This is a genomic window from Cytobacillus gottheilii (assembly GCF_001636345.1).
Classification (GTDB): domain Bacteria; phylum Bacillota; class Bacilli; order Bacillales; family Cytobacillaceae; genus Cytobacillus; species Cytobacillus gottheilii.
The window spans coordinates 880,445-894,975 of the sequence record NZ_KV440945.1 but is presented as its reverse complement, the minus strand read 5'-3'; the positions used below and the strand labels follow the sequence as shown (position 1 = coordinate 894,975).

Annotated in this window: 13 protein-coding genes and 1 pseudogene; 2 read left to right on the top strand and 12 right to left on the bottom strand. The window is 33.8% G+C overall.

Annotated features, from left to right (window positions below; translation table 11 throughout):
• From A6754_RS04210 to istA, 5 genes are all read right to left on the bottom strand, one after another.
• A partial coding sequence (locus A6754_RS04210; protein WP_156495843.1) for an IS110 family transposase occupies positions 1-766 on the bottom strand: 766 nt, incomplete at its 3' end.
• Positions 767-904: 138 nt separating this feature from the next.
• Entirely contained in the window at positions 905-2,107 is a 1,203-nt protein-coding gene (locus A6754_RS04205) for an ABC transporter permease (protein WP_082851602.1), read from the bottom strand.
• A gap of 386 nt (positions 2,108-2,493) precedes the next feature.
• The gene (locus A6754_RS04200) at positions 2,494-2,937 is read right to left on the bottom strand and encodes an SRPBCC family protein (RefSeq protein WP_066442659.1); all 444 of its coding nucleotides are present in this window, start codon (positions 2,935-2,937) and stop codon (positions 2,494-2,496) included.
• Between the two features lie 600 nt (positions 2,938-3,537).
• On the bottom strand, positions 3,538-4,287 hold the full coding sequence (istB, locus tag A6754_RS04190) for an IS21-like element helper ATPase IstB (protein ID WP_180320189.1): 750 nt from the start codon (positions 4,285-4,287) through the stop codon (positions 3,538-3,540).
• Complete coding sequence (istA, locus tag A6754_RS04185) at positions 4,284-5,834, bottom strand: IS21 family transposase (RefSeq protein WP_066442658.1); 1,551 nt, start codon at positions 5,832-5,834, stop codon at positions 4,284-4,286. Before istA ends, istB begins: the two co-directional genes overlap by 4 nt.
• 601 nt (positions 5,835-6,435) lie before the next feature.
• Between istA and A6754_RS04180 the strand changes: the two genes are divergently transcribed.
• Positions 6,436-7,671, top strand: coding sequence for an IS110 family RNA-guided transposase (locus tag A6754_RS04180; RefSeq protein ID WP_066442657.1), 1,236 nt, complete (start codon positions 6,436-6,438; stop codon positions 7,669-7,671).
• Positions 7,672-7,884: 213 nt separating this feature from the next.
• Here the strand turns inward: A6754_RS04180 and A6754_RS04175 are convergent, their stop codons facing one another.
• The 7 genes and pseudogenes from A6754_RS04175 to A6754_RS04145 form a co-directional block, all read right to left on the bottom strand.
• Positions 7,885-8,496, bottom strand: coding sequence for an FMN-binding negative transcriptional regulator (locus A6754_RS04175; RefSeq protein WP_066442656.1), 612 nt, complete (start codon positions 8,494-8,496; stop codon positions 7,885-7,887).
• Positions 8,497-8,519: 23 nt separating this feature from the next.
• Complete coding sequence (gene paiA / locus A6754_RS04170) at positions 8,520-9,038, bottom strand: spermidine/spermine N(1)-acetyltransferase (protein ID WP_066442655.1); 519 nt, start codon at positions 9,036-9,038, stop codon at positions 8,520-8,522.
• 23 nt (positions 9,039-9,061) lie between these two features.
• Positions 9,062-9,514 (bottom strand): MarR family winged helix-turn-helix transcriptional regulator, encoded by a 453-nt coding sequence (locus A6754_RS04165; protein WP_066442654.1) that lies wholly within the window; start codon positions 9,512-9,514, stop codon positions 9,062-9,064.
• A 436-nt stretch (positions 9,515-9,950) separates the two neighbouring features.
• A pseudogene (locus A6754_RS04160) lies at positions 9,951-10,632 on the bottom strand (YdcF family protein).
• A 162-nt stretch (positions 10,633-10,794) separates the two neighbouring features.
• Positions 10,795-11,172: a VOC family protein gene (locus A6754_RS04155; protein WP_066442653.1), complete on the bottom strand. Its 378-nt coding sequence runs from the start codon at positions 11,170-11,172 to the stop codon at positions 10,795-10,797.
• A 365-nt stretch (positions 11,173-11,537) separates the two neighbouring features.
• The gene (locus A6754_RS04150; RefSeq protein ID WP_066442652.1) at positions 11,538-13,205 is read right to left on the bottom strand and encodes a hypothetical protein; all 1,668 of its coding nucleotides are present in this window, start codon (positions 13,203-13,205) and stop codon (positions 11,538-11,540) included.
• A gap of 546 nt (positions 13,206-13,751) precedes the next feature.
• The gene (locus A6754_RS04145) at positions 13,752-13,955 is read right to left on the bottom strand and encodes a hypothetical protein (protein ID WP_066442651.1); all 204 of its coding nucleotides are present in this window, start codon (positions 13,953-13,955) and stop codon (positions 13,752-13,754) included.
• A 216-nt stretch (positions 13,956-14,171) separates the two neighbouring features.
• On the opposite strand from A6754_RS04145, the gene A6754_RS04140 reads away from it, so the two are divergent.
• On the top strand, positions 14,172-14,486 hold the full coding sequence (locus A6754_RS04140; protein WP_066442650.1) for a hypothetical protein: 315 nt from the start codon (positions 14,172-14,174) through the stop codon (positions 14,484-14,486).
• Positions 14,487-14,531: the final 45 nt, after the last annotated feature.

Here is a 14,531-nt window from a genome sequence, read left to right as displayed (position 1 = left end):
TTAACTCCATTTTAGCCATCATGGCACCCTGACGGATGCCAATCGAGCGATTGGCTGCTTCTTTTAAAGCACGAATCTTCTTAATCCCTATACTTCGTTTCACTGCTTGCCTAAGATATTCAAGCAATTCTTCTTCTGTATATCTCACCAGTTCTTCCGGTAATGCTTCAAGCTTTAATAAATGAAGAGCTGCCTTCCCTTCCCAACTTTTAAAGACGGTAAAGAACTCTGGAAAATATCGATCAATCCAGTTGTGTACCTGTCCTTGCACTATTTGTAAGTCTACATTTAATAGATCACGTAATTTCTTAGCCACACGCAGTTCTGCAAAAACTCCTTGTGGTATCGTTGGTTCGGAGTATCTACCATCTTTGACTAGTTGTGCAATGACTTTTGCGTCTTTCACATCATTCTTAGTTGGAGAATTATCGTCTAGCTCCTTACTGTGCTTGACGTGTAAGGGGTTGACCGTGACGAACTTAATCTGTTCTTCCTTTAAAATATGAGCTAAATTGAGCCAATAATGGCCTGTTGGCTCCATTCCAGTAATGACAGACTCCATTTCGTATGAATCTTTTATTTGATTAATCCAATTAATAAATGTCCTGACTCCCTCTTGAGTATTATCAAAAAAGCAAGTAGAACCTAATTCTATTCCACGATAATCCTGTGCTCTAGCTACATGATGATGTTTGGCAATATCAATACCAATGATTAAGGTTTTTGGTGTAATTTGAGCTATTTTATGATTTTGGTTATAATTCATTTTGAGACCTCCGAGTAGATATTTTGTCCCTTTTAGCTAGCCGGCTTAGGACACATTTATCTTATCAAGAGGTCTTTTTTCTATCAAATCTCATTTTCACTTATTACAGGAATGCTGCCCCGTTTGCTGAATACCACACTATTCTTTAATGGCACTTTCTGAGACATTGATTCTTTTTGATAAAAAGAAATTTACAAATACATAAACAAATAAACTTCCAAGTACAAGAGGAGATATTTTGGCAGTAGAAGTATGGATGAACATAGCGAAATATAGTATAAAAAATTGTGCACACAAGATAGCCAAGATAAACTTTAAGAAAGAATTTTTTATCTGTGATTTAGGAATAGGATAAAGTAATACACTTCGTTTAATTTCATGTTGTAAAGGAATTACTTGAAATCCAGTCATAAATAAAATTAGAAGATTAAAAACCCAAGCACTTGTTGGCATAGCATAATTAAGAAATAAACCGATTAAAGTAAGTCTTAAATAAAGGTAAAAGAAGTCATTATACCTTACAAACAAATGTGAGTATAAATATAGGAATGTATTATTTTGGCTATAGGGAATACACCTTTTCAGTATCATAATAAGCAAACGTCTATTCCGAAAAGAACGTTTAAGATTAAGGACATCCATGAAAATATTAATAAATTTATAGTTACTTAATAAGGCACTTTCTTCTTCATCTATTAACCACTGCCAATTCAGACTTCTTTTTTTTCTATAAAAAATTAAATAGATGAAATTTGCACACATTAAAACAAGCATAAAAATCCAGTCACTTTTTAACAAAAAATAACACATTAAATATATTGAAAAAAACCTACTTAACCTATGTAACACAAATTGTACATGGTTCTCTAGCCATTGTTCACCCCACTTCATTAAAATATTATAAGCAACAATCCCCACCATAAAAAAAAGGATGGAAAAACTTATATTAGTTGTTTTTAAAAATATTGATAAGAAAACAGTAATGAAACTAAGCAATTTTAAAACATCAATAACAAAACTATATAGAAGCGATTTAATAAAATACTGCTTTAATCCCCATTCTAATGGCAACAAAAAAACTATATCCGCTCTTTTAACAAATGAACGGACTTTTGTCTGTTTTAAAATAAAAGTCACAAATAATGACAAGATTACTTCAACAGATATTTGAGGGGGTATCCATTGAAGAAATAAATTAAAATAATAAATAAAGATACTACTAATTATCAGAAAAAAATAAACAACATTCGCACCAATTATTGAATAGTACCTGAACATTTTTCCATAATATTCCTGAAATCTTAAACCCCATAATGTTTTTATATCCATTAATGCACCCATACTTCCATTTAGTAATCCTAATGACACTATATGTGTAATTCATACAACTATCTTTCCTTGTTGTACAATTAGGTAATTAGTATCTAGTCCACGTTTGTAGTCTAAAATACATTTCACCTATACTCCTAATAGAAGACGTTTATTATAACTCCTCCATAAATAAATCAAAATTTTTATCATGTATCAAAAGATTCTAGATATAATTCGTTTTCCCTTCATTTCAATAATCCTGCCCCTTTTCTACCATAAGAAAGGTTTCACTTATTACAGGAATGCTGCCCCTTTAGTGAAATTAAAGAAGCTACCATAATGGCAGCTCTAGAACTTCAATATAAACACACTTTAGTTATATAAGACTTCTAGAACATAAAAGCACCACTTCAGAATTATAAATCCTGTTTATATACAATTCCATACTCTAAGTATATCTTTAATAGTGTTAATGCTTCACCCCAGCCTACTGCACATCCAATGCAGGCTTTTAAGTCTTTTTCCGAATTTGTATAGCCCGTTTCATTAAGAATTACTAATGTACCCTCCTCATGAGGCTCAAATATAAAATTTACTGTTGAATTTTGTTCTCCTGGTGACCATTGAAAAACAAATTTTTTATTTGGAATTGCCTCAAGTATTTTCCCCCCATCTTCAATATTTACATTTTCACTACCGTAATTTGTCCATATCAATCGTATTTCACCAGTTCCATCTGAGTTTATTTCTAAAGATGTGTCATCTGTAAACCAAGCATTCCAACCTTGAGATGTTGAAACAGTTTTATATACTTCTTCTACTGGTACTTTAATGTAGGTTTTATGATTTATATCCGGCATTTTCACTTTTCTCCACATCCTTTATTTTTTTCTTTATTCTATAACTTCTATTACTTTTTCTACTTATTCGGAATAAACTTTCATAAACATAATACCATAAAAAGTAAATTCGTATTTTTTTTAAAAAAGGAACAATCCATACGAAAAGAGCCTAGGTTAAAGAACAAAAATTTCTTTTAGTAAGCTTCTCTTCTCTTTATTCCAGGAATCATTTAAAATATCCGTATTGATTACAGCCAAGGGATTTTACCACCCTTGCCATCTTTTTTACCACTCTTCGCCAAGGAATTTACCAGGCTACGCCAACGTATTTACCAGTACGCAATAAGCCCTACAGATTAACATTCTAGTAATCTGATAGGGCTTTTATTATTAATTAACTATTTAGATTGGTTACTGAAGTAATCGAAGATTATCATTCTAGTCCCTTCAAATATATCTTCCTCAGTCCAGCTATAAGGAATAGGTTCCTCGACGTATACCTCTAAAAGCATTTCATTTAGTTCCTTTGGGAAAGGAATCCAGGTTTTGTAACCCACCCAATAATAGTATTCTTCAATCTTCTGAATCTCCCTAGTGGTTTATGTGGCCATATTAAGGTTACCTGCCTAACCCATGACGCTCACGCATAGAAACTTCTCCATCTAGTAGAATTTGATAGGAGTCATGAATAATACGATCTAAGATTGCTTCCGCAATCGTTTCATTTCCTAGCTTTAAATGCCATCCACTAGGATCAATCTGTGAACAGAATATAGTGGAGCCAACCTTATGACGAGCTTCTGTAATTTCCAAGAGGATTGCTGCTTCATCCGTTGTTAAATCTGTTAATAGCCACTCATCTAGGATAAGGAGGTCGACTTTTGTATATTTTTTTATGCTCTTCCGATAACTTCCGTCGGCTGCTAATTTAGCGAGTGACAGCTCATCCAGTAATTCTGGTAATCGAATATATTTAACGTTGAAAAACTGGCGACAGGCAGATACTCCGAAGGCAGTAGCTAAGAATGACTTTCCTGAACCAGTAGGTCCTTTTAATATAATGTTGTGACTATCAAGTATATAATTACAACTAGCCAACTTCAAAATCAGTTCTTTGTTTAGCCTTCGATCTTCATGATATTCAAGGTCTTCAATACATGCATTGGAATTAAAAAAAGTCGCCATTTTGATTAACCGTTGAAGTTTATTACTCTTTCGGCGGGCATGTTCTAAATCGACAAGTAAACTAAATCGATCTTCAAAAGTCATTTTTTGAAATTCTTTATTCGCTGCTTGTTCCTTATAGGCTTCTGCCATTCCACTTAATTTCATCTCGATTAATTTGGTTAATGTTTGTTCATTCATCATTTATCCGTTCCCCCATAGTAAGAAGCTCCACGTGTAAAGCCAAAATTATTTGTGTTGATTTCTGTTTTCCGTTTTAATTCTTGCTCTGCGTCATTCTTCTTGTTAGTCTTCAGTAGCGTTTGAATACTTTTGACCGTTGGTCTTTTAGTCATTGAGATTACCATCTTACAAGCACGTTCAATCTCATATTTCGTGTATCGACGCTCAAACTTCTTCAAAGAAAATATAGATTGTAGGGCTAGCTTCTCTGTTTGTGAAGTATCTAGAAGATATTGAATTACACTTAACGTTGATTCTCCAATATTTTCTGCCCATTCAATCGCAGCTTCTGGGGTTTGATCAACGAATAACTTGTGATTATCTGGCATATGATCGTGAACAGTGGTAGTTTGACCAAATTTACCATATAATCGTTTATGAGAGGCTATTCTCATATGGTTAAAAAACACCTCTAAGAGTTTATCAGACACTCTCACTTCGACTTCTCGATTGATATATTCGTATGGTACGGAATAAAACATGCTATCGAAGGAAACATGATAGTCAGGTGCTACAGTTGTCTTTTTCCATTCAGACATTTTATAAGGTTCTATCGGAAGGGGAGAAAGGGCAAATTTCTCTTCTTCTTCAAATGCAGACAAACGCGACCCTTTTTTTCGAGTAAAGGGTCTTTTATTAAATTCGTCTAATCTCTTCCTAACCTCTTCGTTCAATTCATCAATAGTAAAGCAATGCATGTTTCTTAATGCTGCGATTATCCAAGTAGAAATCACTCCAACCGACCCTTCTACACTGGCTTTATCTTTAGGGGTACGAACCCTCGCTGGCATGACAACAGTATTGTAGTAGTCCGCCATCTCTTTATAAGCAGGATTTAAGATCAATTCGCGGGTTGTATGCTTAGTAACGCTTGTTTTTAGGTTGTCTGGAACGACAATTTGAGTCGTACCACCGAAATACCTATAGGCATTATTGTGAAGTGTGATCCATGAATGAGAGTCCATAGACAGGCTTGCTTCTGCGTATGATAACTGGCTGCACGGCAAGGTCGCAACGAACACATAGGCTTTTACCTTTTCTCCAGTATCTCTATCAATGATGAATGCTGTGGAGCCCGCCCAATCGACTTCCATGATTTCACCTGGTTTTCTGCGAATGCGCAAAGTAGCTTTGTATTTATCTGCATAATTACTGTAATGACGTAAGAAACTTCGATAAGAGTATGGGATCTTTTGATTCGCTCTACATTCAGCTTCATATTCATGGTGGAGAAGTGAAAGTGTTACATTGGGCTTTGCCAACTCCTCATGAATATAGTCAAAATTCAAGGGATGCCGACCTGAAGCCTCCAATGTTTTCTGAGGAAAAAGAAATTCTTCAATCCATTTATCCGTCATTTCCTCCTCTAACGGACAGACTAGGCCCTTCTTTTCGGCAAGGGTGATGATCTCTGTTACTTTTTGACGAGAATGGCCAGTACTTGAGGCAATACCTCTAAGGCTAATACCCTCATCCTGTAATTCCAATATCTTTCGATAATGAATCATACAAAAAACCTCCTGAATAATAATGACACACCAATAGGTGTGCTCAATAATTATACAGAAGGCAATGTAGTGGTAAACAGCTTGTCATTTGCTGGTACATTTCTTGTCACTAGGTGGTAAATAGAATGTCATTGGTGGTACATTTCAATGGCCGTAATCACGTATATATTAATTCTGCAATGCCTTTTAAATCCACCTTTTTAATTGTGCTCTATTTAAGGTATCAAACATAAGGTAGGATTTTTCCTTTATTAACTATCTAGAGTACTGCTATTCTATATCTCTTATTAAACAATACTGCCCCTTTAGCGACATAAGAAAAAGGCTTCCCTTTTACTTAAGGAAAGCACCCGTCGTATTATAAGGTCAGCCAGAGAAACCTGGTTGACTATTTTTTATTCAATTTATAGATTGATAGTAGCCGGGGTAGAACGGAAGCACCCGTGGGACTTGATCCCGACAACTAAACTGTTCGCCCTCTACTTGTTAACACATGATTAGGCTGGTTGGGACATGATGATCCCGTATAACAAGCGAAGATATGAATGACAAGCTAGATAGAGGTTACCGGTCAATCCACTACACTAGGAGGAGATAATTTATGAATCCAGTTGTTGGTCTGGATGTAGCTAAAGGTGAAAGTCAGGTTCAAATGTTCTTGGATAAAAAAATACCCTATAAAAACAGTGTGAAAGTTGAACATACGGTGGATGGTTTAAAAGAGTTATACTCTTATTTACTAGATTTAGAGCATCAAACAGGGATGAAACCACCAGTTGTCTTGGAATCAACGGGTCACTATCATGCCCCAGTTGTACAGTTTTTAGAAGCAAGAGAGTACATTGTCATTATCGTAAATCCATTGGTATCTTACCGAGCAAAAAGTTCTAGTTTAAGAAAAACCAAAACAGATGCCATTGATGCTTATCACTTAGGCGAACTGTATTACAAAGAGGATTTAGAGCCGCAGAAAAAGCGTGGTGTTCAGTTATTAAACCTTCGGTATCTGACAAGACAACATGAAAATATGACGGGAATTATGGTTCAAACAAAGCTTCAATTTCAATCTGTGTTAGATCAAGTATTTCCAGAGTATAAAGGCGTTTTTGGCGATCTGTATGCCGAGGTTTCATTAAGAACTTTACAAACTTTCCCTACCTCGGAGACTGTCTTAAAAGCTTGTGTGGAGGAAATTGCACAATTTATTGATAGGCATTGTAAAGCACGATCGTTTAATTGGGCGCTTGAAAAAGCAGAGGGATTAATCGCAGCCGCAGAACGCAACCCATATCAGTCAACGCTTTATCAAAGCCTTCTTGTCAGTCTGAATATGTATATTGATTTACTTCAAGTGTACCACCAACAGCTTTCTACGTTGGAGCGTGAGATTGATCAGTTAGCAGTACAACTCGAAGAATATGAACTACTCCAAACAATTCCCGGTGTAGGTGAAAAAATCGCTGCAACGATTATTTCTGAAATTGGGGAAATTGATCGGTTTAGTCATCCCAAAAAGTTAGTTGCCTTTGCAGGACTTGATCCTAGTGTATTTGAATCAGGTCGCTTTAAAGGCACGAAGAATCATATTACTAAACGAGGCTCTGCAAGGCTTCGCCACATGCTTTTCACAGCAGTTCGGTGTTCCATTCGAGATAGTCGTAAAAAGAAAACAACTGAAGAAACCATTGCACGAAATAAGCGATTACGTGCCTTCTACGATTTAAAACGTGAAGAAGGTAAGCCTTATAAGGTAGCCATTATTGCATGTGCTAATAAGCTTTTACACTGGATTTATGCGATGTTAAAAACGAAAACTCCATTCCAAGAAACTATTTAGTAACAGCATTTTCCTATACAACTAAAACCTTCCAAAATGAATCAGGAGGGTTATTTGAGTTGTGCATTTTTAGTATAGCATTTAGTGATTATAAATTTAAAATATATTTATTGACAAACTATTAGCTGGTTTTGTTGAATAAATACAAAGTGAAATTCTCTTTTAGTCTTTTCACTCAAAAGCTATGGAATGCTTCATTAACATTGCCAACCTTTATTTTTCTCTATTCTTCATAATTTCGGCTAATGCCTTTGCGTTTATATCTTTCTCATTATGCAGTTCCTCAATTATGTTTTGGTAGTCCTTTTCATTACGATTCTGACTCAGTTTATAGGCAGCCTGAATTTCTTGCACCTTAATTTTGAAACCAACAATACCTTTTAGTTCTTTTTCCAGCAATACAGGAGAAAGCTTTTCCCATAGTATGGGGTTTTCACGATGATTTTCGTATTTATGCAGTAACCTTTGCAGGTCCTGTTCCAACTCTTTATCGGACAAAATACTGGCCTTTCCGTATATATGGACTGCTTGATAATTCCATGTCGGGACATTTTCGTGTTCATACCACGAGGAAGAAACGTAGGCGTGAGGCCCCTGAAACATTACCAATACTTCTTCAGCGGTTTCAAATGTGCGCCACTGGGGATTCCCATAAGCCATATGCCCCGTTATATATAATGCTTCCTTTTGTACCAGTTGCATCGGCAAATGAGTCGCAATTGGTCTCCCTTTTTTTGTTGTAACAAGCGTCCCAAACGAATTTAGCTGAATGAATTCCCGGATTTCGTCTTCATTGGTGACCTTAAAATATTTTGGAATATACATGATGATCCACCTTTCACTAAAAACTAATAGAGTATTTTGGTCATAATCAAGTCTACTTGCTCATCATCACCCATATAAAAAGAGTGAGCACCCGTTTGGAAAAATCCTTTTTTCTTATAGAATTCTATGGCATTCTCATTTTCTTCCCATACCCCAAGCCAAATTTTCTCTTTCTTCTGTTCTTTCGCTACTTCCACTGCTTTATTCATCAGGTCCTTTCCAAAACCATGCTTTTGGAATTTCTTCTTCACATAAATGCGCTCGACTTCAAGTGAGTCATCGCCCATCACTTCAGATTGGGCATCACCAGTATTGATTTTCAGATATCCAGCTACTTCCTGATTAATATAAACAAAAAAGAATTGCGAAGATGGATTGGCTAACTCTTGTTCTAGTTGGTTCAAGTTGTATGCCTTTTCCAAATAGGCATTTAGGTGTTCTGCGGAATTATGATCTTTAAAAGTCTCAATAAATGTTTCCACACTGATTGACTGAAGTTCACGTAAATCTTCAATGGTACATTCCTTTATTGTCATCGTTATTAAAGCAGCTCCTTTAGGTGGGGTTAGTAGTTTCTCCTGTTTCCCTTTTTAACAAAATCCCAGTCTTTTTCAATATTTTTTCTAATTCGCTGCAGATAATCAAACGTATTTTCTGCTTCATTTTCAGTAAATCCTGCTAATGCAACTAAATTGGAATATTCATTTTCTCTTTTAATGAAAGGGTAGACCGAAATTCCTTTCTCAGTTGGATAAATTTTTTTTATTTTTTTGTTGTGTTGATCATCTTTCTTCTCTATAAACCCATTCAATACTAGTTTTTGGATAGCCCGAGTTGCAGTGGATCTGTCCACTTTAATCAAATCGACTAACTGTTCCTGGATAATTCCCGGGTTTTCACATATTCGCACCAGATACAAATACTGGCCTTTTGTTAGTTCAAGCTCCTTGAATTCTATATTACTTATCGAATCCAATGCCCTTGCGATCATGCCGATTTCACGCAAAATTTCTTTCACAATTAACACCTCAGTAGTTTTTTGTTGCCGTAATAATAAAGGTCTAAATTTAATTTAAATTATTTTTATTGCATTTGCAATAAAAATAATTAAGAGGTTGATTAGGATTAAATATTTTTTTATGTAATAGGAATTGTTCTGTTAACCTTTGGCTTTTCATTAACGATACAATCCGATATAAGAACATCTCCCTTTGATGCCTTCTAGTGAGATTTTCCTTAGATGCATGGCTTACGATTGAATGTTGGGAGGTAGTAACAGCTTTAATATGATAAGTCAGTTAGCACCCTTAATATCAAAAGTTAGTCGCGTCACTTTCTTCAACAAACCTGCCCCGTTTGTTACATAACAAAAGCCGCCTTTTTTGGCACCTAATTTTGAACATAAGCATTCAGTACAAGCCTTCACAAACACATAAATCTTTGAATAAAGGAAATTAATCTAATAGTTTGCAGTTATGCAAAACAATGTCTTCAAGACCTTCTACTTGCTTATCAGGAGCTGTTATTCCACCTTTTATTCCATATGCCATATTCCTTAAAAACTCACCGAAGACAAGTGATTTGCTTTTTTTCATTTACCATCCAGTTATCTCTCGTTATGATTGTTTGACCATCAAAACTTGTATCAAATGGATAAGGAATAAATTCAATATTAGTTGGAAGTTGTTTTGTTAAGGTACGATACTGCCTTCCTGCGGCAATACTTTTACAAACGAATAACAAGCTGCTTATTTTGGTAAAATCAAATATTTTCTTTGCCTCAATTACATTTGCTATTGAGTACATCGATGAAGTTTCATAACTTATTTCTTCTTTTGGAACACCATTTTCAACTAAGTTTTTAACAATTACCTCGGCTTCAGTCATACTTCCATAATTCCATTCAGGGTGACGCATATTTGATAAACTACCACCACCTGTTACAATAACAAAATCTCCCAAACCTTTTTTATAAGCATCTAAAGGTGTCAGCCAATTACCAGGGTGCGAACCACCAAAGACAAATATTGCATCACACTTTTTCGATTCAACCTCTTTGTAAAAAACTATTTCCGTTATATCAATAATTTGTTTCTGTGTTAGACTTGGAACTTCAGGATATTTAGGAATTCCCACAATACATCTCCCATTTCTTTGAATTTCTTCTTTCACTAAATTGCCCTGTTAGTCGAATAAAGAACCTGCTTTTTTTTGCAGACTAATCTTAAAGGAACACACCCGTTTGTTTAACAAACAAAAAAGTGCTGTCGGCACCTCGAAAATTCACTTATAAAACCCCTATTGGCAAACGCCTAAAGGATTATTATCTGGATCATAGAAAGTAAAGAATTTAGTTGTTCCATCTCCACTTATAGGATTTACTTTTACTTCTTTTTTCAATAGAAGTTTGTGGGTTTCTTCTATGTTGTTAGGAATAAAATTATAGTATTTCCCGACCCCAAAATTATTTTCTGGAAACTTCATTGGTTGATGATTTTGGGTTTTAACCAAACAAACTACTGTTTGGGATTGATCTCCAATCCGCATCACGGCTGCCTCTTCTTCAATATAAATAAGTTTAAATCCAAGTATTTCACCATACCATTTTGCAGATAATTCGGGATCTGTAACAGGAATAAATACTCCTTCCATACCTTTAAAAAGTGCAGTTGTCATAATTACAGCTCCTTGTAAATATTTGTATATTTTTAAATTCGACAATTTGTTTTGGAACCCTCCTTTTAACTAACCTGCCCCGTTAATACAATAAGCATAGCTAGACAATTATGTATAAATATAAACATCTATACAGTTCTGCCTTGAGTAATGATTCAAAATGATCAATGAACATACTGCCAAAAAATGCATTATTTAAATGCCAGAAACACCAGACGTTACGTAATCGCTCCAAATTGAGAAATATTGTTTTCTATTGAACAGTATATTTGTTCTATGCAGCAAATATACTGTTGTTTTTTTGTCTTACTTATTATAAATAAACGAACTAAATTATAAATTTACTAAAAGGCCACATTAATAAATTATTTTTTCTTCAGTAACTTTTTCTCTAAAGACATCAAAGACTTTTCCGGATTTTCAAATGAAATCTCGTATATTTTCTTATAACTGTTATACAATTGTTCATTAATCCATTTACTTCTTTTTATAGGAATATTAGAATGTTCAAGAAACCATGTGAATGATTGAACATCTGATGATTCGAACTTATTTTTCAAGTATCTAAAAATTGGTGGTTTCTTTCCTTTACGGGATATTAAATAACACATTGTTTCAATATCTGTGATGCTAAAGTTGAAATAACCTTTTACATTATCACTAAGAGATTCTTTTAATGCTTCATCTACTTCCTCGTAAAAGGATGGAACAGAAGGGAAGTTATTTATGTTAACAGATATTATATAAATATTTTGTACACCATTAAACTTATAGGAGAAACTCGAATTTAGTATATTCTGATATGCTGTATCCGCTTGTATAATTGGATCAATAAATAACTTTTTAAGGTCTTTTCTGATAGATTCTTTGTCAGCATTAATGCTTGAATTCACTGTAGGTCTCGCACCTTTTGCTTCAATAATAATTAAATCCTCATTCAACCTCAAATAAAAATCAGAAGAAAGGGACGGACTTTTTGTTCCATAATCAAACTCCTCAATATACTCATAATCAAACCTAGAATTTTGAATAGCTTCTTTCAATATAAGTTCGATATATTTTTCGAAGGGACGTCCAAAAAAGGTAAGAAATCTTCTATCTTTTTCAGGGTAACACCCTCTTATTCTGTGATATAAACCATCAAAGATCCCATTTGAAATAATATCATAGTTAAAAGGAATAAATTCAACCGAATTTAATTTTAGTAAAGGAAGCTCTTGGAGTTTTAGATAATTCCAGCTGTTATCTATAGTAGAGCTAGCCCATTTTTGTGCCTCAGTAATATTTATGGATAAATCATCAATAATTTTTGGTGCGATATGCTTTAACTCTGTATTTTTAAAAAACTCATTTTTATTTTTCACCCAATTTGTTGAAAAAGGAACCCTCTGTGGCAGCACCAAAGTCAACAAGGCAAAATTAACAGCTAAATACTGTTCAATTGAATAACCATAGAAATTAACGAAATCACTATTTATATCCAAAAACTCTTTTTCTTTGTATAACTCCTGCTGTTTTGATAATTCAGAGTAGATAAAGAAAGCTCTCGCTATTTCATTTCCTAAATTGGTATGTTTTGAAAAAGAAAGTACTTGTAATAAAAAATCATCTGGTTCTATGTGTTTTGGTAAAAAATCTGATACTTTCAAGAACAAATTTATTGTATTAAAAAAATCTTCCTCTTTGATTTCTTCTTTCAGTGTTGATTCTTGCCCATATGCTAATAACCATTTATAGAAATTTAATATTGCCTGCGAAGCAAATAATACTTCGTCTTTATTTTTTTCTGTATTTATTCCTAATATGTTACTAATTGAGCCAAGATAAGAATTTTTCACATACTCTGCAGCGTTTTTTTCCATTGCAGCAAATTGTGATACTAAAATTAACGTCTTCTCTAAGTTAAGGGACTTTATTGAGTCAATTACTTGTTCTTTAATTGGTTCTCTACCGAAGATTTGCTCAAAAGTCATAAATGGTTTGGCTGCTTTTGCAATAGCACCGTAATTATATTTTTTCTTTTTAGTCTCCAATAAACTTCTTCTCCCTACCAACAACCGTTGCTTTTATCTACTATTGTCCATCTACTCTAAGTTAAATTTTAACAATAAATCGCTACCAAACTGATTAACAAGATAATGAACTAATACCTTCCAAGGAAACCAATTTGCGAATCATCCGTTCGTTTTACCAGTATAATACATTTGAGGATATAAACCTTAATTTACAATCCTCCATTTATACATATCGACCATTTACTTTAGAACATTCTGCCTCAAAATTACTTAAAATTGCGTAGTAATAGTCTACTACATAATATCAAAGTTGCTATACAATCTGGCCATTAAATGAAACTGGACGCATCCTTTTTCTAGGAAAGCGCCCGATTGTTGAATAACACTATGCACATAAAATAACTAAGATGAATTAAAAAAGAAGTGGAACCCATTCCGCTGCTCTATTTGTTATCGTATTGTTAAAACATATGTGCTTTGTACTGCGAATTCACTTGTGAATTAGCGTTTTAAACCTCTCAACCGAACCCATTAAGAAAATATATCTTACACTTTTAGCCATTATTAAATTTTCTTTATTATAAATTCATACTCATTTGGTTCTGCATAGCTTTCTCCAGCCAGTTCAAGTTCGTCTGCTCCGGTCATAAAATTATTTATTGCTTCGTCTTTTGCGTATTCAGCATCTTCTTTACTGTGATATATTTCATCGTCAGCTTCTTCAAGGTTTCCATCAAATTTATTTTTCATATATATCTTATAAGCCATTTTATACCACCTCCTTATTTGAGGATATTATAAATCTTTTCTTTTGTTTAGTATCTATTTTTTGTAAATTTAGAAATAAATACCCATTGTTATCTTTGAAATATGACGTAAGGAATAATAGCTTTAAAACTTTCTTTTGATTTAACAGTTTCAGTTCCATATTTTCCCTAAAGTCTTTATAATTATTAAGTACTTATATTAATAAGGGGGTTTTTTATGATAGGTATTAAAATTAGATGCAGCGAACAACACTGTGGTAGACCTTTATCTAATATCGATGATTTTACAAATAGAAATCATCGAGAACAATTAAATACGGATTTAGGAAAAGTCACAGACGATTTTTTCGGTCTTGGTAATGGACAAGTTCAGATTGAAACTTTCGAAGACTTGGATAAATTATCTAGTTTGCATTTAATCTGCAATAATTGTCAAAATGAAGACAAACTTAATGAACTGAAAAAGAAAATGAGAGAAAAATTTACTAATTTAAGAAACAATTTAGCAGATAGAATTCCAACAGAAAATTAAGTTTTTTCCTAACCCTGAAAGGATACTTTCAGGGTTTAAATTGAT